This window comes from Shewanella inventionis (assembly GCF_019931735.1).
Taxonomy (GTDB): Bacteria; Pseudomonadota; Gammaproteobacteria; order Enterobacterales; family Shewanellaceae; genus Shewanella; species Shewanella inventionis.
Window position 1 is genome coordinate 3,501,940 of the sequence record NZ_CP082926.1, and the last position, 21,829, is coordinate 3,523,768.

Sequence of the window (21,829 nt, forward strand, 5' to 3'; positions counted from 1 at the left end):
ATTTAATTCCATCTTACTATGTTTGATATTAATTAAATTCCGGTGAAACGGTTAAATTAATCTCTTTTAACTGTTGATAAACAGCAGGCTCTGGCGATACAGGTAAACGACCTGCCTTGTTTATAGACACTTTAGCTGCACGACAAACAACTTGATCACCTTCAAGGGTTTGTGCTGTCGTTACAAATCCATCTGATGCTAAGCGAATAAACACTCGACAACTTTTACCACGCATTGACTCATCAACGACTAAATTACGTTGAATCGTAGCAATAATCATCGCTTTATATTTATCAACTTCTGATAATACTTGCTTGTTACGCGTTTTAGACAACGAATCTTGTTCAGCCGCTAATGCCTCAGCCATTTCTCGCTCTTGCCTTGCTTTAGCTTCTGCTTCGGCTTTACGCTTACGTTCTGCATCTTCACGCTGTTTACGCTCTGCTTCTTCTTTGCGCTTACGCTCTTCTTCAGCTCGTTGGCGCTCTTCTTGCGCTTTTTTAGCTGTAGCTTCCTCTTGCTTGCGTTTTTCAGCAGCTTGCTTAGCAGCCTCTTCAGCAGCTTTTTGCTCTTTTTCTTTCTGTTTTCGGATCTCTTCAGCTTTTTGAGCCCGCTCTTTCTCTTGCTGCTGCTTAACCTGAGCGGCTTTTGCTGCATCATTAGCTCTTTGGGTCTCAGCCTCTTTCAACTTACGTTGGATTTCTAATGCTTTAATTTTTTCTTGCTCGCTTTCACGCTCACGCTTTGCCTCTAGTGCTTTGCGTTCGAGCTCAGCTTGACGCGCTTTTTCTTGCTGCAACGCATCTTGTTTTTGTTTTTTTAACTGTTCAACTCTATCGGTCACTTTTTGCTGATCAATCACAATAGCTTGAACAGCAGGCGCACTGGCTGCTGTTTGCATTTGTTTGGGTTTATCATCAAAACTTATCCCTAATGCAAGAATGATAATTGCCCCAATATGAATACCAGCAGAAATCGAAACTGGTACGGTTAAATCTGAGTTTCCAGACACCTAGTTCTCCTTCGGCGAATCAGTCATTAACCCAACAGCAGGCACTCCCGCACCTTGAAGGCTAATCATTAATTGAATAACGCTTTCATACGGAATTGAACGGTCAGCCTTCACAACCACAGGCCTTAATGGCTCGAGTTGAATTAACGCACCAACCTCAGTAGACACTTGTTCTAAATCCATTGCTAAAGAGTTAGAGCTACTGCCCACATTTAAAAAGTATTCGCCCGCGGCATCAATAGAAGCAACAATAGGCGGTTTACTGTCAGGAGGCAGGGTTTCGGCATTACCTTGCGGCAACTCAACCTTGACACCTTGCGAGACAATAGGCGCTGTTACCATAAAAATAATTAACAACACTAACATGACGTCGATATAAGGAACCACGTTGATTTCAGCAACGGGACGACGACGCTTACGCTGATACATTAACCGGCTTCCTTCTCGCTATATGCTTGACGTTGCAATATGTTTGAGAATTCTTCCATAAAGTTGGCATATGAATTCTCAAGCTTTTCTACATGAGTCGAGAATCTGTTGTAACCAATAACAGCAGGAATTGCTGCAAATAAGCCCATTGCCGTTGCAATAAGTGCTTCAGCAATACCTGGAGCAACCATTGCTAGCGTCGCATTTTCAACCGCACCCAATGCGATAAATGAGTTCATGATCCCCCAAACAGTTCCAAACAAACCGATATATGGGCTGGTTGAACCTATGGTTGCAAGTAAAGGCAAATTATTCTCTAGCTTTTCCATTTCTCGAGATAAACTCACACGCATCGCACGAGATGTACCATCCATCACGGCTTCAGGCGATTTACTGTTCACTTTACTCAAACGGGTATATTCTTTAAAGCCCGCAACAAACATGGCCTCTAAACCAGCGATTGAACTGCCTCGAGCAATGAGTTCTTTGTATAGTCGGTTTAAATCAACACCAGACCAAAATGTATCCTCAAAACGAAGTGCTTTTACTCTGGCTGAACTTAATAATTTATTACGTTGGATGATCACTGCCCAAGAGACAATCGATAATGCCAATAAGGTCAACATGACCAATTTTACCAACACACTGGCTTCTAAAAACAAGCCAATAAATGAAATTTCAGCGTGCACTGTCAAACTCCTGAACCATATTTAGGGGAATAGCGCGGGGACGCATACGTGACAAAGATATACACGCGACAACCACTGTCGCTTCACAATAGCAATCACCTTGATGATCTACTAAGCGTTGGTGAAACACCAATGACGCTTTCTTTAATTCTACGACCTTGGATTCAACCAATAGGTCCTGTTCAAATTTTGCTGCTTTTTGAAAATCGATTTCTGCATGCTTAACAACAAAAGCAATATCTTCTGCCAGCAATTGTGCTTGGCGAATACCCATCGCTTTTAACCATTGTGTTCGAGCCCGCTCAAAAAAATTAAGGTAGTTTGAATGATACACAACCCCACCGGCGTCGGTATCTTCATAATAAATTGATATAGGCCAAACAAACATAATCAGAACATCAATTCTTAGAAGGCAAAAGTTGGCTTACTATACCGAGTAGCAACACACTTGTGAATAATCTCAGGGGCTAAAAACAGACTTTATTTTGCTCAAAATACGCTAAAACACGCGAATTTGCTCAGAAACTGTAACAGATGAAGCTTTCTTAATGTTTCCGCTCAAAACGTTAACAAACTTTTAAACAAAAAAGCGTAATTAAACCATAGGTTATACAATAAAATTTTCCCAGAATGTAAACCCAAATAAACACTACATCTCCAAAACAAGCCGTTCGTGTTAAACGCATTTGGCACAGGCAGTTCAACAGATATTTTATGCACTTGATCTTATTTTATGCCCCAAGGTTTAATGATTAAATCTTTAGGTTGGAGTTATGCCATAGTGAAACCCTACTTTTATTAATTTAACCTTAAAACCACATGTTCATAACCTCGAGATAATCCCCTGCTTAACAATAGTAGAGAATGAAGCCCAAAAGGTATTTCTTGGGCATGTTGCCCAACAATTAAGTTATTTTACATCCCAAAAAATCGCTAAAAAAATCGACTATAGCTAAGTTGTTAAATATTATCGACGTGGTTATTTTGCTAATCCGATTAGTTATGCAAAATATATGCATAATAACCTGTAAAAGCGCTGTAATAGCTTATAAAGCCTTTTTTGTGTAAATATAAACAGCCTTAATCATTAGTTTTATTAATGCAAAACAGTAATTTTTCTAGTTTGTCGAATTAGTGCATTCATTCTACTATAGCCTTGTTTTCACGATGCATCCGATTCAGATGTTGAAAACAAAGAACGTCAAACTGATGTAGCCCAATACCTCAGTTTACCCTAGTTCTTATGCTTGACTTCCTTCCTTAAATTTGTTGATTGCAAATTGTTTAACCCACTTGGATTGAGTGGGTTTTTTTTTATCTTTTTTTCGCCCATCACAATTCAATACTCAAGCAGCAAGCAAAATAAAACCCAAGCAGTAAACTACTCGGGTTTGTGTATATCACGTTATCATTGCGCTATATTGGTTTCGTTATCTTAATGACCACACGACGGTTGATTTGCCTTTCTTGTTCAAGATCATTTGCCGCAACGTGCCGCTTCTCACCATGACCTTCTGTACGAATACGATCTTGAGGAATGCCGCTGGCAATAAGAATATCTTTAACTGAGTCGGCACGTTTGTCTGATACTCTTTGATTGACAGAGCGCCCTCCATAACTGTCAGTATAGGCGTCAATAAGAACAAGCTCGACTTCAGGATCAAATGACAAGTAACGTTGTACTTTTTGTAGCTGCATTTTGGAAAAACGGGTTAACTCCACCCCGCCCTCTTGGTAATTTAAAACGGTAAATGCAATGTCATCAAAACTGTAAGGTAATAAGTTCGCTAAACAAGAACGAAACTCACGGTATTTACCACCAAAATTTGCCGATGACAATCCAACCGCTATTTTAGCATTAGGATTATACCAATCGGCATAGTAAAAAGTCGGTTCCATGCCTTGGCTTAACTCATCTAACATCGACCATGCTGCTTTTTTTGGTACTTCACCATTAAATTGTTTTTGGTAGGTTAACTGGGTAATTTTCCGTGAGTTATGGCCTGGACGCCAACTCGGTGCACGGCTAATTAGCGTGGCATTGGTGACAGAATCTGGCTTTGACCACATGTCTAAGGTAAATTGTAAATTGAGTTCCTTGCCTGCGATACTAGTGAAAATAGCTCGACCATAATCAGGAATGTCATGCTCTAAGCGGCATTCTATAGGATTATTTTCGCCTACACGCCATGCTGAGTTTTCAAGAGACGCCACATAATGTCTCAAATCGGCATGAGCCGTTGAGCAAAGACACAAACTTGTGAGTACCATCAGTTTTCGCCACATAAAAACACCCTTTATACCGGTTACATAGTAGCTATCGGCCTTTTACAGGGTTTCTTTAGCAAGCAATCATGTTTAATCGTTGATAAAAACCACAATCAAACATGACAGTGAGCGTCAGTTTGCGCATAATACTCGGCTTAATATCATTTACTCTGAAAGTGATATCAATTGAGGAAAAAGAAGGTAATGACAGATATTTGTGACGCTAACAAGTTTAAACACCGCTTTCGTGGTTATTTTCCAGTGGTTATAGACGTTGAGACAGCAGGTTTCAACGCAAAAACAGACGCGTTACTTGAAATTGCTGTCAGCTTGCTAAAAATGAACAGTGACGGAGTCATTGAGCTCGATAAAACCTTACATTTTCATATTGAGCCTTTTGAGGGGGCCAATTTGGAACCCGAAGCATTAGCATTTAATGGCATCGATCCTACAAACCCGCTTAGGGGGGCTGTAGATGAAAAAGTCGCATTTTTAGAAATCTTTAAAGAAGTCAAAAAAGCGCAAAAGGCCGCGGATTGTCATCGTTGTATTATTGTGGCTCACAACGCCGCATTTGATTTGGGTTTTGTGAATCAAGCTATTGAGCGTAATAGTTTAAAGCGCTCGCCATTTCATCCTTTTGCAAGTTTTGACACTGCAACGTTAGCAGGATTAGCAATTGGCCATACTGTATTAGCCAAAGCGTGTAAAATGGCAGGTATTGAATTTGACAATAAAGAAGCACATTCAGCGCTCTATGATACTGAGCGGACTGCTGAATTGTTTTGCTATATTGTTAATCGTTGGAAAGCCCTTGGTGGGTGGCCTCTTGTCACTGCTGATGATGAAGATGCCAATATAGAGTAACTACAGCAAGCTATTTTTAATATTCTGCCTGTATGTATAAGATAAACTACGTAACAATTCACGCCCAATAAAAAAGCTGCCGCAGCAGCTTTTTTATTCATTCAAACTCTTAGCATTAAAGCTTAGCAGAGTTATCTTTTAAGTATGCAGCCACACCTTCAGTGCTAGCTGTCATGCCTTTTTCGCCTTTTGACCAGCCCGCTGGACAAACTTCACCGTGTTCTTCATGGAATTGAAGTGCGTCGATCATACGGATCATTTCATCAACGTTACGGCCTAATGGTAAATCGTTAACCACTTGGTGACGTACTTGGCCTTCTTTATCTACTAAGAAAGAACCACGGAAAGCAACGCCGGCTTCTGGGTGCTCAACATCGTATGCTTTACAAATTTCGTGCTTAACGTCAGCAACTAAAGTGTATTTAACTTGGCCAATGCCACCCTTTTCAACTGGGGTGTTACGCCACGCGTTATGAGTAAACTGTGAATCAATTGAAACACCAATCACTTCAACACCACGTTTAGTAAACTCTTCCATGCGGTGATCAAAAGCAATAAGCTCTGACGGACACACAAAAGTAAAATCAAGTGGGTAGAAGAAAATAACCGCTGGCTTACCTTTAATTGCGGTAGCTAGGTTAAATGTGTCAACAATTTCACCAGAACCAAGGACGGCTGCTGCAGTGAAATCTGGGGCTGGACGGCCTACTAATACGCTCATTATCAATCTCCATTTAATGGCTTTTTAACACGCTACAATGGTACGAATTATTCTTTCACAGTCATCCATTAATCGAAAATCCGAACCACTGGTACTTATTCAGTGATATACCATACAGTTAATTTAGCTTAGTTATAAGTTATTTCAGCGTAAAAAGCGTCTACCTGCTGAAAAATAAAACATGCAAACTCACTAATGTATACAAATGTAATAGTGCAGTGTGACAAAATCATTATCAAGCGCTTTAAAATGAACCGAGTCTGACTACACAAATGTGACAATTTATAAATAGCACCCAATACTCATCATTGATTGGCGACTCATTTGTATTAAAAACATTCAGTCATTCCTTTAAAACCTGCACCAACGATTAAAAATTTCATCTAGGCTGGACAAACTGCATGACTACAGTCAAAAATAGCGGTCTCATTTACTTTTAAGAATTACGATTATGAATGCGGTCGTTATCGCTGTTTGCTTGATGCTCTTTTTAAGCTTTATCCGAATTAACGTTGTCGTTGCATTAACCATTAGTGCAGTTGTTGCAGGCTTAGTCGGTGGTCTAGATATCCACCAAACAATATCAGCTTTTAATGATGGTTTGGGCGGTGGAGCCCAAATAGCTTTGAGTTACGCATTATTAGGTGCTTTTGCGGCAGCGTTATCTCACTCAGGCTTAACGACACTGATTTCTCATGCCATTATTCATAAACTGGGAAAAGAGCCAAACAGCAGCAACACTCAAGTAGTACGTTGGTTATTGTTAATCACCATTCTTGCAATGGCTATTTCATCACAGAACATTTTGCCAATTCATATTGCTTTTATCCCAATTTTAATTCCGCCGCTGTTGCATGTTATGACTAAACTCAACATCGATCGTCGCCTTATAGCGTGCATACTGACGTTTGGTTTAGTAACAACTTACATGATTTTACCTATTGGCTTTGGCGGGATTTTTTTAAACGACATCTTGCTCGCCAATTTAAATACCAATGGTTTAAATGCGGTAAATACCCAAATACCACAAGCAATGCTTTTACCTGCCCTAGGAATGGTATTTGGTTTATTAATTGCGGTATTCATCAGTTATCGTAAACCCAGACAATATATGATTGAACAACCTGTGTTAAGTGACACAGAAACACAGGTAATTAACCGTAAAAGTATTGTTATTTCAATCACGGCAATTATTATTACACTCATTGTTCAACTGCAAACTGATTCAATGATTTTTGGTGCATTGAGCGGGTTTATCATTTTTCGCTTTTCAGGGATTATTAAACAAGACATCAGTAAAGACTTGTTTAATCAAGGCGTTCACATGATGGCTAACATTGGTTTTATTATGATTGCCGCAGCAGGTTTTGCTGCAGTGGTTAAATCTACGGGTGAAGTGGGCACCCTGGTCACATCGCTAGGCGATATAATAGGTGACAATAAAGCATTAGCCGCCTTATTGATGCTGGTTGTAGGCTTATTAATTACCATGGGGATCGGGTCATCGTTTTCAACCATACCGATTATAGCCACCATTTATGTACCACTAGCTTTAAGTTTTGGATTTTCTGTTGCTGCAACAATCGCTTTAGTTGGCACCGCAGCAGCACTAGGAGATGCTGGTTCTCCTGCATCTGACTCGACGTTAGGTCCTACAGCGGGTCTTAATGCTGACGGCCAACATGATCATATCCGTGACAGTGTTATTCCGACTTTTGTGCATTACAACATCCCGTTACTTGTATTTGGCTGGATAGCAGCCATGGTGCTGTAAATCGCAAAATCTTGTTACTCAACGTAAAAAGAATACATAAAAAAATGGGAGCCAACTGGCCCCCATTTTTTATGGCTCAATACTAGAATTATTTAGTACCAAAAATTTTATCACCTGCATCACCTAAACCAGGCAAAATATAACCTTGTTCATTCAGGCATTTATCAATTGCAGCTGTGTATAGCTCAATGTCAGGGTGCGCTTCTTCTAACGCTTTAATCCCTTCAGGGGCGGCAACAAGCACTAACGCTTTAATTGAAGTACAGCCACGTTTTTTCAACAAATCTATTGTGGCTATCATCGAGCCGCCAGTGGCTAGCATTGGGTCAACCACTAAGGCAATACGCTCTTCTACGTTACTGACGATTTTTTCAAAATAAGGTACAGGTTGTAAGGTTTCTTCGTCACGATATATACCGACAACCGAAATACGCGCACTAGGAATATGCTCAAGCACACCGTCCATCATGCCTAAACCCGCACGTAAAATTGGCACAACAGTGACCTTTTTACCTTTAAGCTGTTCAACACTTACAGGGCCATTCCAACCATCAATTGTTACGGTCTCAGTTTCAAAATCAGCTGTTGCTTCATAGGTTAATAAACTGCCAACTTCGGTGGCCAGTTCACGAAATCGTTTGGTACTAATATCCGCTTCACGCATCAAACCGACTTTATGACGAACCAGTGGATGCTTAACTTCAACGACTTTCATTTCTTTCTCCTAGATTTCAGACTTTCAGGCAAATTTGACAAATGTTAGTCGATTTATCCCATGTATAAAACATAAAGTTTCAAAAATGCTGCAAATCGTGAGCTAAACCAATAAAAAATAGGCAATTCATCGTTTTCTTTTAAGGATAAAGTAAAAACATGGCTTTCGACCAATGAGACAAACTGATAGAATACTGCCGCATAAAATTCCATAAAACGATGTACCCTAGAGGATCCTCCGTGAGCACTCCTACCCCCCTAAGTTACAAAGACGCCGGCGTTGATATCGATGCAGGTAATGCGTTAGTTAACAACATTAAAACTGCGGTAAAACGCACTCGCCGTCCAGAAGTTATGGGCAATTTAGGCGGTTTTGGCGCACTATGCGAATTACCAACTAAATACAAACACCCTGTACTGGTTTCTGGTACTGACGGTGTTGGTACTAAATTACGTTTAGCCATTGATTACAAAAAGCACGACACCGTGGGTGTCGATTTAGTTGCTATGTGTGTTAATGACTTAATTGTATCTGGTGCTGAGCCACTTTTCTTTCTCGACTACTACGCTACTGGCAAATTAGACGTTGAAACAGCAACTTCTGTTGTCAATGGTATTGCAGAAGGCTGTTTTCAGTCTGGTTGCGCATTAATTGGTGGCGAAACAGCAGAAATGCCGGGCATGTACGAAGGCGAAGATTACGATCTTGCAGGCTTCTGTGTTGGCGTTGTTGAGAAAGCAGACATCATTGATGGTTCTAAAGTGAAAGCTGGCGATGCACTAATCGCTTTAGGTTCTAGCGGTCCTCACTCAAATGGCTACTCGCTGATCCGTAAAGTTTTAGAAGTCAGTCAAGCTGATACCCAACAGGATCTTGCTGGAAAACCGCTCATTGAACACTTACTCGAGCCAACTAAAATTTACGTTAAACCACTGCTAAAACTCATTGAACAATCAGAAATCCATGCAATGGCTCACATTACAGGCGGTGGATTTTGGGAAAATATCCCACGAGTGCTTCCTGAAGATTGTAAAGCCGTTGTAAATGGTAGCTCTTGGCAATGGCCTGTTGTGTTTGATTGGTTGATGCAAAACGGCAATATCGACAAGCACGAAATGTATTTAACCTTCAATTGTGGTGTTGGCATGATTATCGCGCTTCCTGCCGAACAAGTTGACGCGGCATTAGCACTGCTAAAAGCTGAAGGTGAAAATGCTTGGTTAATTGGTGAAATTGCAACGCGTCAAGGTGACGAAGAGCAAGTGGAGATCATTTAATGAGCTCAAGCTGTCGTGTTGTGGTGCTGATCTCTGGCAATGGCAGTAATCTTCAGGCCATTATTGATGGATGCGATGATAACTTAAATGCCGATATTGTCGGAGTCATTAGCAACAAACCGGATGCTTACGGGTTGATCCGCGCCCACCATAGCGAAATTGACACCAGTTGCGTGATTGCTTACAAAAACGAATCACGCAGTGAATACGATGCACGTTTATTGGCTGCTGTGAACAAATATCAGCCTGATTTAATTGTATTGGCTGGTTTTATGCGCATCTTAACCGATGAGTTTGTTAGCCAATTTTTAGGTAAGATGATCAATATCCACCCATCATTGTTACCTAAATATACTGGGTTAAATACTCATCAACGCGCAATAGATGCAGGTGATCTTGAACATGGTGCCAGCGTACATTTTGTCATACCTCAACTAGATGCTGGCCCTGTAATACTGCAAGCTAAAGTGCCGGTTTATACTGGTGATGACGCAACTGTATTAGCAGAAAGAGTACATGAACAAGAACATGCTATCTATCCGCTCGTGGTTAAATGGTTTAGCTTAGGGCGATTGAAAATGCTTGAGGGTAAAGCGTATTTAGATGGTCAATTAATAGGTCCTTCTGGTTACGCGCCAGACTAATCTGATTAATTAGTACATAAAAAACCTCGCTGCAGCGAGGTTTTTTTATGCTTTTTGTATAGCACTAACGCACTGGCAGATTTATATCAGCAAACATTTCGTCAATCAATTGCTGATCTCGCAGTGCTACCGCTTTTTCAACCACATCGCGAGTTAAGTGTGGAGCAAAATGCAACATAAAATCATACATATAACCACGTAAAAAGCTACCACGCCTAAAACCAATTTTGGTTGTGCTGTGAGCAAATAAATGGCTTGCATCAATCGCAACTAAATCTTTATCAACTGTCGGATCGATCGCCATTGAGGCTATCACTCCAACCCCAAGCCCTAATCTTACGTAAGTTTTCAGTACATCAGCACTCGTTGCACTAAATACAACTCGAGGGTCAAGATTTGCACGTTTAAACGACTTTTCAATTTCAGATGCTTTGTCAAAACCAAACACATATGTCACTAATGGGAACTGAGCCAAATCTTCGATACTAATTTTACCTGATTGAGCTGCCAAAGGGTGATCACGGTTTACAACAATAGAACGATTCCAATGGTAACAAGGCAACATAATTAAATCGGTATACAAATGCATGGCTTCTGTTGCGATGGCAAAGTCGGCATCACCTCTTGCTGCTTGTTCACTGATTTGCGAAGGGGTCCCCTGATGCATGTGCAAGTTAACTTTAGGGTAACGCTTAATAAACTCCCGAATAATTTGCGGAAGCGCATACCGCGCTTGAGTATCCGTCGTGGCAATATTTAATTCGCCTTGATTCGGTTTGGTGTACTCTTCGGACACTTTTTTAATGCTATCGACTTTGCTTAATATATCATTTGCAATATCAATAACTTGTTGGCCTGCCGGCGTTACATGAGTTAAATGTTTACCGCTGCGACCAAAGATTTGAATCCCTAACTCATCCTCAAGCATTCTCACTTGCTTACTGATCCCCGGTTGCGAGGTATAGAGATTTTCTGCTGTCGATGACACATTAAGATTATGCTTAACGACTTCTGCAATATATCTAAGTTGCTGCAGTTTCATGATGAGATCCTTGATTTAACCGTAACCTATTCACATGCATCGTGAATAAGAACAACGTCAATAGCGTTTAACGAAAATGAGCTATCGTTCAACTATGACAAAACGTTATACTAATTATGAAAATGTAATACAAATAGTAATAACGGGCAAGGAAAATACCGATAAATATCTCTGCACAGCTCACAATACATGATTGGCACTATCTGTTTACTGATTTATCGACAAAACAACTTATTATTCAACGACAGCTGTAATTACATACGCTAAGATATAGGGTAATTTTGATGGCATTTGCTAATCAATCTGATTACCCATTAAAATGCCTTTTTAGCCATGATTATTGGCTGTTTTTACCATGTGATATGCAAGATAAAATGGAACCTTTATGTCCTTAATTTTGGTATTAATTCTTATCGGTGCACTGCTATTACTCATTATCGGTTTTAGTATTGTCCAACAACAAAAAGAGCGAGCGGAAGCTGAACGCCGAGTTGAAATATCGCGCCAACGCGCCATTATCGACGAAACTGATGCCGTATTATCTAACACGGGTATGGCACCATGCTCTAGTCATATCATGCTCGTGCTGTATCGTCGTATTCAAGATGCATTAGAGCAATCTATTGTACATGCTTCTGGTCAATTAAAATCAGATTATGAGCGTCGACTTGCTGATATAAAGGCGCAAATAACCACGGTATCTAACTCTCCTAGCCAGGTGCCTGCCATTGAAAATTTTCGGCTTCCCGATAATGACAGACAAATATTAGAACTTGTCAAAACCCTTAAAAAACTCAAGGCGATATTGCGTGCAGAGCATAACAAAGGAAAAGTAGAACCTACAATATTTGCCGAAGAAGAAATGCGTATTGATAATTTACAACTGCGTATTAATGTTGAATCTATGATTAGCCGCGCCCGTGCAGCCTGTTTTATGAAGCAATATGGTTCAAGTAAACAGATGGTGACGAAAGCATTAAATACATTGCATACCATCAAAGCCCAAACCCCAAACGATCCATTTATTTCGCGTAAAGTTGATGAAGCTAAACAACTTCTCGATGAAATTATGGGCGCACAACGTAGCACAGAGCCCAGTGCCCCCAAGCCTAAAAAAGAAGGCGATGATATCGATATGCTGTTTCAACCTAAAAAGAAATGGTAAAGCTTGTCTTCACTTTAATGATCTAATCTAAATAGCCTCGTTAAGAGGCTTTTTTATTGCTCTTTCACTCCTTTCGCCACGATCTCTTACCCATGTTGATAATGAAAATTTGATCATTTTTATTTCACTGCTAGAATACTGTTTATTTATACAGTGTTTATATCGCAGGTGCTGATATGAAAGTGATCCCTATCTATATTGCAGGCGGCATTAGTGGCTTTGAATCGCCAGCAGCAGAGTACCAACAGCAGCCATTGAGCCTAGATGAGTTGCTAATTACTCACCCAAGCGCAACCTTTATTGGTAAAGTCCAGGGCGATTCGATGATCGGCATTGGTATTTTTGATGGTGATTTGGTCATTGTTGATCGCAGTAGTTCCATTAAAAATGGCCAAGTGATCGTGGCCAATCTTAATGGTGAATTTGTGTGTAAAATGATCGACCTCAAACGAAGATTACTCCTCTCCTCCAACGATGCTTATGCCGATGTGGTGATTAATCAATATGATGATTTTAGTATTGAAGGTGCGGTAAGGTATTCAATACGATGCCATGATGAGGCAATTGACTTATGTTCGCGTTAGTCGATGCAACCTCATACTACTGTAGTGCAGAACAGGTATTTAGACCTGAATGGCGTCATCGTCCTATGGTTGTATTGTCTAATAACGATGGTTGCATTGTTGCCGCCAATCGCCTCGCAATAAACTTGGGGATCCCCAAATTTCAGCCTTACTTTCAAGTTGCAGCAAAGTGCCGCCAACATAACGTTGTGGTATTGTCGAGTAATTATGAATTGTACGCTGACTTATCCACTAAAATGATGCAGGTGATTGGCCAATTTGCACCTGAACAACATATTTATTCTATTGATGAGTCCTTTTTATCGTTTAAACATTGTCAGCAGGCAATCCCTTGCTTAGCGACCCATGCAAAGCGTATTCGACAAACTGTGTGGCAATACACTCGTTTGCCGGTGTGCGTCGGTATCGGCCCAACACTCACACTTGCTAAGGTAGCCAATAAAGCCGCTAAGTTATTACCATCATCCCAAGGGGTTTGTGTTATAGATAATGAGGTGATCCGCCAAGCAACGTTAAACACACTTGCTGTTGGTGATGTGTGGGGAATTGGTCGTAAAACAGCGGCAAAATTAACCATAATGAATATCAATACCGCCTTAGACCTAGCCAATGCGTCTCCCACCATGATGCGCAAGCAATTTAGTATTGAAATTGAGCGCACTATTCGTGAGCTCAATGGTGTTGTATGCAAACAATGGGATGAAGCAAAGGCCGACAAACAGCAAATATTTTCAACCCGCAGCGTCGGCGAGCGCATTACCGATATCGACAGCTTACACCAAGCCTTATGTATGCATATCTCTATTGCAGCGGCTAAAGCCAGAAAACAACACTCTTTATGCAAGGTAATGATGTTATTCGCACATAACTCTCCTCACGACAGTCACCCGCAAAGTTTTAAAGTCAACGTTAACTTTGCTTGTGCAACCCACTGTAGCGTTGAAATGACACAGGCAGCATCGCAGGTTATCCAGCGGCTGTACCGTCCGGGTCTTCATTATTATAAAGTGGGCGTAGGCCTACTTGATTTAGTCAACAGTCAACATCAACAACTCGATTTATTTAATACAAGTAAAGCCAAACCACAATTGATGCAGGTACTCGATAACATTAATCACCGCTATGGTAACGATACCCTATTTTTAGGCGCACAAGGTGCACAACAAAAATGGGCTATGCACAGAAACTTTTTAACACCACAATACACCACTGATTGGCGCCATATTCCAATTATTCATTGTGAGTAAATTACAGACATAAAAAAGCGCTACCCGGAAGTAACGCTTTTTCGATTAAAGTAAAAATTACTTCTTAGCTTTTTTCTTGGTTGATTCACTCACCCATTTGCCATTAACAAATTTAGCAGACCAACCTGTCGCTTTGCCGTCAATTTCTGTCGCAACGTATTGCTCTTTGGTTTTACGACTAAATTTAACAAGCGCTTTGTTGCCGTCTTCATCTTCGGTTGGGGCATCAGCAAGATAGGCATACTTAGGCCACAACAATTTGCGATAGGTAACAAGCTCCTCAACTAAAGGCGCGCGAGTTTCACGTGATTTAGGGAAGGTGCTTGCTGCTAAAAATATACCTGCTGCACCATCTCTTAATACAAAATGGGCATCTGATTTAGTACATTTTAATTCTGGCAGGTAGATAGGATCTTCTTTTGGTGGCGCAGCTTCACCGTTTTTAAGCAGTTTACGAGTATTTTTACACTCGCTGTTTGTGCAACCAAAATACTTACCAAAACGGCCATTTTTAAGCTCCATATCATTGCCACAACGATCGCATTCAATGATAGGGCCTTCATAGCCTTTAATCTTAAACTGGCCCGCCTCGACTTCGTAACCGTCACATGATGGGTTATTACCACACACATGTAATTTACGTGCTTCATCAATAAGATAACTGTCCATTGCTGTACCACACTTGCCACAGCGATGTTTAGCGCGTAGTGCATCTGTTTCAGCATCTTCGTTATCGCTAACAGCTTCTTCACCAGGAGTGAGGTTGATCGTTGTTTTACAGCGCTCTTTTGGCGGTAGTGCATAACCAGAACACCCAAGAAATACTCCAGTAGAACCGGTACGGATCCCCATTGGACGGCCACAAGTAGGGCATTTGATGTTCTCTGTGAGTACCATCTCATTCGGGCGCATACCACCTTCTGCCGGATCTAATTCTGCCAACAAGAGTTGCTTGGTAAAATCCCCGTAAAACCCATCAAGGACTTTTTTCCAGTCCAGCTTGCCTTGAGCAACATCATCTAACGTTTGCTCCATGCTAGCGGTAAAGTCATAACTCATGAGATCTTTAAAGCTGTCAACTAAACGTTCGCTAACAATCTCGCCCATTTTTTCGGCAAAAAAGCGGCGGTTATCTACTTTCACATAGCCACGATCTTGAATCGTTGAAATAATCGTTGCATAAGTTGATGGACGACCAATACCACGCTTTTCAAGCTCTTTAACTAACGATGCTTCACTATAACGCGCTGGCGGCTTAGTAAAGTGCTGCTTTGGCAATAGTTTATCTAGAGCGAGCTTGTCACCCTTTTCAACCACTGGCAGCGTATTGTCTTCATCGTTTTTCTTACCCATTGGCGGTTGAACGCGAGTCCAACCATCAAAACGTAATGTACGGCCACTGGCTTTTAACTCGTAATCGCCTGCGGTTACCGTTAGTCGAGTCGCATCATATTGCGCTGGCGTCATTTGACAAGCCACAAACTGGCGCCAAATCAGCTCATACAAGCGCTGAGCGTCACGTTCCATGTCGGTCAATGATGCAGACTGCACTGCAACGTTTGAAGGTCTAATCGCTTCGTGAGCCTCTTGCGCGCCTTCTTTACTGCCGTAACGAATAGGCTCGGCAGGTAAATATTTCGCCCCAAACTCTGAGCCAATCATGTCACGGACATTTTCAACCGCTTCTTGGCTTAAATTTGTAGAGTCAGTACGCATATAGGTAATATGCCCAGCCTCATACAAACGCTGCGCCATCATCATGGTTTTTTTCACGCCAAAACCTAAACGAGTACTCGCAGCCTGTTGCAGTGTAGAGGTAATAAAAGGGGCTGAAGGTTTGCTCGATGTTGCTTTGTCTTCACGTGCTGAAACCACAAAGTTTTCGTTACGTAACGCGTCAACCGCAACCTGAGCTTGAGCTTCATTAATGGGTTCAAACGCAGCTGATTGATATTTCATCACCTGCATTTTTAAACTTTCAGCTTTGCTGGTGTTTAAATCTGCGTGAATATCCCAAAATTCTTTAGGAACAAAGGCTTTAATTTCACTTTCACGCTCAACCACTAAGCGAACAGCAACCGATTGCACACGACCGGCAGATAACCCACGGGCGACCTTTTTCCACAGTAATGGTGACACCATAAAACCAACAACTCGGTCTAAAAAGCGGCGAGCTTGTTGAGCATTAACCATGTTGGTATCAAGTACCGATGGTTTACTAAACGCGTCTTGAATGGCTGTTTTAGTAATTTCGTTAAATACGACTCGTTGATACCGCGAAGCGTCGCCACCAATAATTTCCTGCAAATGCCAGGCAATGGCTTCCCCTTCACGGTCCAAATCCGTTGCGAGATAGATTTGATCAGCTGATTTAGCCAATTCTTTGAGCTCTTTCACCACTTTTTCTTTACCTGGCAAAATTTGGTACTTTGCAGCCCAACCTTGATCAGGATTGACGCCCATGCGCGCCACAAGAGCTTGTTTATCCCTGATTAGCTTGTATTTAGCTTTTTCTTCAGGCGACATTTTTCTGACTTCAGCAGCGGTTTTAGTCGCGGTTGTGCCGTCAGACGTTGATGAAGTAGGAAGATCACGGATGTGACCTACGCTCGACTTCACGATGAAATCTTTACCAAGATATTTATTAATTGTCTTGGCTTTGGCCGGCGATTCGACAATAACTAGCGATTTACCCATAGTTTTATTTGCGCCAAAAAGTCTCAAAATATAGAAAATTGATTCCATATATAGAGGGTTGAGACAATAGTTTCAAGTTAATCCCTCTTTTATATAGGTTATTAAGTCATTTTTTAAACAATCATAAAAAATAGAAAAAATAATATGCGTTTTTTAAACGTAATTTTTCACTTAATGATACTTGCGAGCATCTTCAGTGCATTTTTAGTCATTTATGCGTGTTTGTGCAAAATTAGCACGCCTTGTTAACCCCATTAGCTTCAGTATACTGACGTTAATTTAGTGTTAACTGACCTGAACAATCACGTCTCCTTTTTTATAAGTAACACAAAAAAGTGTAACTACAATAATAATTATTCACAAAAATTCTCAAGGATCACGAATGAAGCATTTTGAAGCAAACTTTGATGGCTTGGTTGGACCAACCCATAACTATGCCGGATTATCGTTTGGTAATGTCGCCTCATTAAGTAATGCAGCGCTAACCTCAAATCCAAAAGCGGCTGCCAAACAAGGGTTACAAAAAGCCAAGGCATTAGCAGATTTAGGTATGGTTCAAGGTGTATTAGCCCCTCAGGAGCGCCCAGATCTATACACACTACGCCGAATTGGTTTTTCGGGGTCAGATGCTGAAGTTTTACAAAAAGCGGCCCAACAGGCTCCTGCATTGCTTAATGCCTGTTGCAGCGCATCAAGTATGTGGACCGCAAACGCAGCTACTGTATCACCCAGTGCCGACACCCGTGACGGTAAAGTGCACTTTACCCCAGCAAATTTAGTGGATAAATTACATCGCAGTATCGAACCCATCACCACAGGCAATATTCTCAAAGCAACTTTTAATAACGATCGACACTTTAGACATCATCAACACCTTCCAGAGCACACAAGCTTTGGTGATGAAGGCGCAGCAAACCATACGCGTTTATGCAGCGAATATGGTCACGCTGGCGTTGAGCTATTTGTTTATGGTCAAGAAGCCACCAACCCAAGTGCTGTTAAACCAATAAAGTATCCGGCACGCCAAACGTTAGAAGCATCACAGGCAGTAGCACGTTTACATCAGCTTGACGATGAAAGCTGTGTATTTATGCAGCAAAACCCTGATGTTATCGATCAAGGTGTATTCCACAATGACGTGATTTCCGTCGGTAACCAAAACGTGTTGTTTTATCATGAGCAAGCATTCTTAAATACCGATGCAAAATTTGATGAAATTCGTCGTAAAATGAACACTGAAATGCATTTTGTTAAAGTGGCAACCAGCCAAGTATCAATCGATGATGCGGTTCGTAGTTACTTGTTTAATACACAGATTATTACTTTACCTTCTGGCGAAATGGCGATTATCGCCCCAACTAATTGCCAAGAAAACCCGGCGGTATTTGCTTACTTAAATGAACTGGTCACACTCGGTACACCGATAAAACAAGTGCGCTATTACGACGTAAAACAAAGTATGCAAAATGGTGGAGGCCCAGCTTGTTTGCGTCTACGCGTTGCAATGAACGAGCAAGAAGTCGCTGCGGTAAACCAAAACACCTTAATGAATGACGCCTTATTTACTCGTTTAAATGCCTGGGTTGATAAACATTACCGTGACCAACTCACGGTAAGCGATCTGGCAGACCCACAATTGATTATCGAGTCACGCACTGCATTAGATGAATTAACGCAAATCTTAAAGCTGGGCAGTGTGTATCAATTCCAACGTTAAAAATAATATCGAAAGAAAAAAGCCAGCCACTTTCGTCGCTGGTTTTTTTATGCGTGTCCCGGCCTGAGATAAGTTGACACATTGGGGACTTATACCAATTCCACTAATTATCTGGTCATTCAGCGGGAATTCTGTGCCTTCTAGGCAAGTAATAGGATTGTAGGCATAGTTGCTCTACGTCAAAATACTATTAAGCAGCATAGAAGGCACAGAAACCCGCCTTGCAGGAGGCGCTCAGACTGTCCATTTCTTTGTTGCATTGCCTTAGAAGGGAATAACCATTATTTCAACAATGCGCCTCAAACTGAACAGTCTGAGCGACTCTGATTGGTCACATAATTAATGGAAATGGTATCATCTATGAAACAAAAAGGGCGCTAAATGCGCCCTTCTATAAACAACTTCACACATTAATTAGCGATTAAAGAATAGTAACCCCAATCGATACTACCTGAGTGACTAAACCATTAGGTGATTCTACTTCCACAAGGAAAACACCAGTGTTGGGTTCATCCTCACCTTTAATGGTGGTCGTAAATTGGCGTCCACCATTGTAGTTAGAACTAGGCCATGTGTATTCACTGGTGCTCACAACAGAACCTGCAGAAGTGGTAAATCTAACGATAGAGCCTGCTGGCATTTGTTGGTTATGTAAATCAGAGATGGTAAATGTTGCTGTTGCAGAACCTTTACCCACAATCGTCATGCTGCTTTCACCAGAATGAGTTCCCGTACTGTCTACAACGATAATCTCAGCTGGCGCTGTTGCATATGCAGTACTACCAGACATCACTAGTGTTAAACTACGACGAACGAATAATGATTTAGATTCAGTAACACCGTCTGCACAAGCACTGTGAACAGGGTCTGAACACAAAACACCATTATATTTACCGTCTTTGAGGTCAAATACACCGTTAGAGTTAAAATCAATTAATTCTTCTAATGTGCCACCTAGCTGACCGTTTGTTTGCTCAGGGTTAAAATATCCATCTTCGTTATAGTCGTTAAATGCATCATTTAAATCAAAACTTTCTCCAGTAACGTCTGTACCAGAAATAAACTGAGACGCTTCTGCAGCATCAAAACGGCCATTACCATTTAAATCAGGAAACGACTCTTCACCAATAGCGGTCGCGGTAATAGTTGCACGACCACCATATTTTTGACCATAAATATTGCCATACAGATCACGTGCAGAATCGTATCCAAGTGTTGCGTTAGGATTACGGATCATTTCTCCTGCAGGATTGAGAAGGGTTTCACCTTCTGGTCTTGGCAACTGACTTGTCCATGTAACAGAACAAGCACCATCAAGTGTTTGGCAGGCATCTTCAATAGAACCACCTTCAGTGGTAAACGAGACCGTTGTTCCATCGGGTACAGGGTTGTTAAAAGCATCAGCCATACGAGCAGTAATAGTGACGGTTGTGCCATCAACATCCCAGCCCTCAGCATTTAACAACGTTGCTGCTAGCGAAAAGCTGTCTTGATCAGGAATACCCGTTGATACAATTAATTGGCTAGATTGACTCGAAATAGCCGGAATAGCCCCATTATCAACAGTTGCAGTCACGCGTAAAGACGTCGCAACAGTACCAGTGGTAACTACAGTTTGCACTAGACCATCGCTATCTGTGGTTGCTTCAATAGGATCTATGCCTACACCACCAACCGTAGTATTAAGAGAAAACTTCACATTTTGATTAGCAACCACATTGCTGTTTTTGTCTAACACTTTGAATTGAACAACTGATGACTCGGTACCGCCAGTTCCTAAAATACTGATGTTTTCAGGGGTAGCAGACATAAACACAATACTGCCAACATCAGCTTGAAGTACATTGATAGTGCCAACAGCAGATAAGCTAATACCACCTGCGCTTGCCGTCACATTGATTTGATCAACGCCAACACAGCCTTCTGCTCGATAAGTCGATGTAGCGACACCATTACTAGATGAGACGGGCGAGCTAATTACGGCTTGAGCAGGGCTTTTGGTTGCACATGTTGAAGAAAAATAAACATCAACAGGTTCAGTATAAGGATTGCCTTCATCGTCTTGTATCGAAACTGAAATTGTCGCAGTTCCGCCAGCTGATAAGTCGGTAGCACTAATAGAAGCAACGCCTTCAACAAATGGAGTGCCACTACCCATAACAACATCAGTCGCTCCCACTACTACTATTGTCGAACCGGTTTCATTTGTCGATAAGGTCGCCGTAGCTTCACCCGCACCGAGTGTGCTACCAGCATAAATATCCACTGTAGCTTTACCAGATGAGTTAGTCACAGCTGTTGTCACTGGTAAATCACCAATTGAACTTGCAAATGTCACGATTGATGTTTTGCTAATCCCTGTTACTGTTGCCGTCAACTTACCCGGCGATAACGTACTGATAGAATCAATACTGTTACCTGCAGAGTCGGTTAACACTAACGACACTTGCGCGCCACCGTCAGCCGCACCACCATCACCCACCATAGTGACATATAATGACGCTGTTTCGCCTTCAGCAGTCGTTGCTGTAACGGTTGCTCCAGTGTTAATTTCTGCAGTATCTAACTGAATAGTTGCCACACCGTTTGAATTGGTAACAACTTCACCAGTACTAGGAGAAAATGTACCGTAGCTATCATTATTCAGCTCAAAAGTGATAAGCGTATTAACCGCATCACCGTTGGAATCTTTAACTGTAGCGGTAATAATTGCAGGCTCAGCAACCGAGATTTGAGTGTTGTCGATAGTTAAGGTTATTGTTGTCGTTGTATCTTCATCTCCCGAACCGTCATCTGTAATACTTCCTCCACCGCCGCATGCGAAAAGAAAGAATGAACATAAAAGTGCTAAACAAACTTTGTATGCTGACCTCATTGTCAGGCTCCCTGTTACATTAAGATTAAACTAAATAATTATTATAGTTACTTATAGATTAACAATACGCAAATATCTTGCAACTTTACCATAACTCTATTGTTTT

General features: G+C 41.3%; 18 protein-coding genes. 8 read left to right on the top strand and 10 right to left on the bottom strand.

Features of this window, described 5'->3' with window-relative positions; translation table 11 throughout:
• Window positions 1–28: 28 nt before the first annotated feature.
• The 5 genes from tolA to K8B83_RS15655 all read right to left on the bottom strand — a co-directional run bounded on the left by tolA (window position 29) and on the right by K8B83_RS15655 (window position 4,416).
• Window positions 29–1,012: a cell envelope integrity protein TolA gene (gene tolA / locus K8B83_RS15635; protein WP_223418060.1), complete on the bottom strand. Its 984-nt coding sequence runs from the start codon at window positions 1,010–1,012 to the stop codon at window positions 29–31.
• A complete protein-coding gene (gene tolR, locus K8B83_RS15640; RefSeq protein WP_188739847.1) occupies window positions 1,013–1,441 on the bottom strand; it encodes a protein TolR in 429 nt (142 codons plus the stop codon).
• A complete protein-coding gene (gene tolQ, locus K8B83_RS15645) occupies window positions 1,441–2,130 on the bottom strand; it encodes a protein TolQ (protein WP_188739846.1) in 690 nt (229 codons plus the stop codon). Before tolQ ends, tolR begins: the two co-directional genes overlap by 1 nt.
• Window positions 2,120–2,521 (bottom strand): tol-pal system-associated acyl-CoA thioesterase, encoded by a 402-nt coding sequence (ybgC, locus tag K8B83_RS15650; RefSeq protein WP_188739919.1) that lies wholly within the window; start codon window positions 2,519–2,521, stop codon window positions 2,120–2,122. The genes tolQ and ybgC overlap by 11 nt, the downstream gene beginning before the upstream one ends.
• 1,025 nt (window positions 2,522–3,546) lie before the next feature.
• Window positions 3,547–4,416, bottom strand: a complete 870-nt coding sequence (locus K8B83_RS15655) for a flagellar protein MotY (protein WP_188739845.1) — start codon at window positions 4,414–4,416, stop codon at window positions 3,547–3,549.
• 186 nt (window positions 4,417–4,602) lie between these two features.
• Here K8B83_RS15655 and rnt point away from each other — a divergent pair, with 186 nt between their 5' ends.
• Window positions 4,603–5,265 (top strand): ribonuclease T, encoded by a 663-nt coding sequence (rnt, locus tag K8B83_RS15660; RefSeq protein ID WP_223418062.1) that lies wholly within the window; start codon window positions 4,603–4,605, stop codon window positions 5,263–5,265.
• A gap of 115 nt (window positions 5,266–5,380) precedes the next feature.
• Here rnt and K8B83_RS15665 read toward each other — a convergent pair whose 3' ends face one another.
• Window positions 5,381–5,986 carry a peroxiredoxin gene (locus K8B83_RS15665; RefSeq protein WP_188739843.1) on the bottom strand — a complete coding sequence of 202 codons (606 nt, stop codon included), beginning with the start codon at window positions 5,984–5,986 and terminating at the stop codon, window positions 5,381–5,383.
• Between the two features lie 451 nt (window positions 5,987–6,437).
• Between K8B83_RS15665 and K8B83_RS15670 the strand changes: the two genes are divergently transcribed.
• Window positions 6,438–7,760, top strand: a complete 1,323-nt coding sequence (locus K8B83_RS15670) for a Na+/H+ antiporter family protein (protein ID WP_188739842.1) — start codon at window positions 6,438–6,440, stop codon at window positions 7,758–7,760.
• Window positions 7,761–7,848: 88 nt separating this feature from the next.
• On the opposite strand, the gene upp is transcribed toward K8B83_RS15670, so the two are convergent.
• Window positions 7,849–8,475, bottom strand: a complete 627-nt coding sequence (gene upp, locus K8B83_RS15675) for a uracil phosphoribosyltransferase (protein WP_188739840.1) — start codon at window positions 8,473–8,475, stop codon at window positions 7,849–7,851.
• Between the two features lie 239 nt (window positions 8,476–8,714).
• Here upp and purM point away from each other — a divergent pair, with 239 nt between their 5' ends.
• Together purM and purN are read left to right on the top strand one after the other, a co-directional pair.
• Entirely contained in the window at window positions 8,715–9,752 is a 1,038-nt protein-coding gene (gene purM / locus K8B83_RS15680) for a phosphoribosylformylglycinamidine cyclo-ligase (protein WP_223418064.1), read from the top strand.
• On the top strand, window positions 9,752–10,396 hold the full coding sequence (gene purN / locus K8B83_RS15685; protein WP_223418066.1) for a phosphoribosylglycinamide formyltransferase: 645 nt from the start codon (window positions 9,752–9,754) through the stop codon (window positions 10,394–10,396). The genes purM and purN overlap by 1 nt, the downstream gene beginning before the upstream one ends.
• Window positions 10,397–10,460: 64 nt before the next feature.
• Here purN and cysB read toward each other — a convergent pair whose 3' ends face one another.
• The gene (cysB, locus tag K8B83_RS15690; RefSeq protein WP_188739837.1) at window positions 10,461–11,438 is read right to left on the bottom strand and encodes an HTH-type transcriptional regulator CysB; all 978 of its coding nucleotides are present in this window, start codon (window positions 11,436–11,438) and stop codon (window positions 10,461–10,463) included.
• A 385-nt stretch (window positions 11,439–11,823) separates the two neighbouring features.
• On the opposite strand from cysB, the gene K8B83_RS15695 reads away from it, so the two are divergent.
• The 3 genes from K8B83_RS15695 to K8B83_RS15705 all read left to right on the top strand — a co-directional run bounded on the left by K8B83_RS15695 (window position 11,824) and on the right by K8B83_RS15705 (window position 14,434).
• Complete coding sequence (locus tag K8B83_RS15695; RefSeq protein WP_188739836.1) at window positions 11,824–12,603, top strand: hypothetical protein; 780 nt, start codon at window positions 11,824–11,826, stop codon at window positions 12,601–12,603.
• A 176-nt stretch (window positions 12,604–12,779) separates the two neighbouring features.
• Complete coding sequence (locus K8B83_RS15700) at window positions 12,780–13,187, top strand: LexA family protein (RefSeq protein WP_188739835.1); 408 nt, start codon at window positions 12,780–12,782, stop codon at window positions 13,185–13,187.
• On the top strand, window positions 13,175–14,434 hold the full coding sequence (locus tag K8B83_RS15705; RefSeq protein WP_223418068.1) for a Y-family DNA polymerase: 1,260 nt from the start codon (window positions 13,175–13,177) through the stop codon (window positions 14,432–14,434). The genes K8B83_RS15700 and K8B83_RS15705 overlap by 13 nt, the downstream gene beginning before the upstream one ends.
• A gap of 57 nt (window positions 14,435–14,491) precedes the next feature.
• On the opposite strand, the gene topA is transcribed toward K8B83_RS15705, so the two are convergent.
• Complete coding sequence (gene topA / locus K8B83_RS15710; protein WP_223418070.1) at window positions 14,492–17,131, bottom strand: type I DNA topoisomerase; 2,640 nt, start codon at window positions 17,129–17,131, stop codon at window positions 14,492–14,494.
• 382 nt (window positions 17,132–17,513) lie between these two features.
• On the opposite strand from topA, the gene astB reads away from it, so the two are divergent.
• Window positions 17,514–18,848: an N-succinylarginine dihydrolase gene (astB, locus tag K8B83_RS15715; RefSeq protein ID WP_188741090.1), complete on the top strand. Its 1,335-nt coding sequence runs from the start codon at window positions 17,514–17,516 to the stop codon at window positions 18,846–18,848.
• A gap of 421 nt (window positions 18,849–19,269) precedes the next feature.
• On the opposite strand, the gene K8B83_RS15720 is transcribed toward astB, so the two are convergent.
• Complete coding sequence (locus K8B83_RS15720; RefSeq protein ID WP_223418077.1) at window positions 19,270–21,723, bottom strand: hypothetical protein; 2,454 nt, start codon at window positions 21,721–21,723, stop codon at window positions 19,270–19,272.
• Window positions 21,724–21,829 lie beyond the last annotated feature (106 nt).

What these genes read in the sequence shown, in the direction of transcription:
- topA (WP_223418070.1), bottom strand. Translation starts at nt 17,131, where the DNA reads ATGGGTAAATCGCTAGTTATTGTCGAATCGCCGGCCAAAGCCAAGACA.
- astB (WP_188741090.1), top strand. Translation starts at nt 17,514, where the DNA reads ATGAAGCATTTTGAAGCAAACTTTGATGGCTTGGTTGGACCAACCCAT.
- K8B83_RS15700 (WP_188739835.1), top strand. Translation starts at nt 12,780, where the DNA reads ATGAAAGTGATCCCTATCTATATTGCAGGCGGCATTAGTGGCTTTGAA.
- K8B83_RS15695 (WP_188739836.1), top strand. Translation starts at nt 11,824, where the DNA reads ATGTCCTTAATTTTGGTATTAATTCTTATCGGTGCACTGCTATTACTC.
- K8B83_RS15705 (WP_223418068.1), top strand. Translation starts at nt 13,175, where the DNA reads ATGTTCGCGTTAGTCGATGCAACCTCATACTACTGTAGTGCAGAACAG.
- upp (WP_188739840.1), bottom strand. Translation starts at nt 8,475, where the DNA reads ATGAAAGTCGTTGAAGTTAAGCATCCACTGGTTCGTCATAAAGTCGGT.
- K8B83_RS15655 (WP_188739845.1), bottom strand. Translation starts at nt 4,416, where the DNA reads ATGTGGCGAAAACTGATGGTACTCACAAGTTTGTGTCTTTGCTCAACG.
- tolR (WP_188739847.1), bottom strand. Translation starts at nt 1,441, where the DNA reads ATGTATCAGCGTAAGCGTCGTCGTCCCGTTGCTGAAATCAACGTGGTT.
- purN (WP_223418066.1), top strand. Translation starts at nt 9,752, where the DNA reads ATGAGCTCAAGCTGTCGTGTTGTGGTGCTGATCTCTGGCAATGGCAGT.
- cysB (WP_188739837.1), bottom strand. Translation starts at nt 11,438, where the DNA reads ATGAAACTGCAGCAACTTAGATATATTGCAGAAGTCGTTAAGCATAAT.
- K8B83_RS15665 (WP_188739843.1), bottom strand. Translation starts at nt 5,986, where the DNA reads ATGAGCGTATTAGTAGGCCGTCCAGCCCCAGATTTCACTGCAGCAGCC.
- rnt (WP_223418062.1), top strand. Translation starts at nt 4,603, where the DNA reads ATGACAGATATTTGTGACGCTAACAAGTTTAAACACCGCTTTCGTGGT.
- K8B83_RS15670 (WP_188739842.1), top strand. Translation starts at nt 6,438, where the DNA reads ATGAATGCGGTCGTTATCGCTGTTTGCTTGATGCTCTTTTTAAGCTTT.
- K8B83_RS15720 (WP_223418077.1), bottom strand. Translation starts at nt 21,723, where the DNA reads ATGAGGTCAGCATACAAAGTTTGTTTAGCACTTTTATGTTCATTCTTT.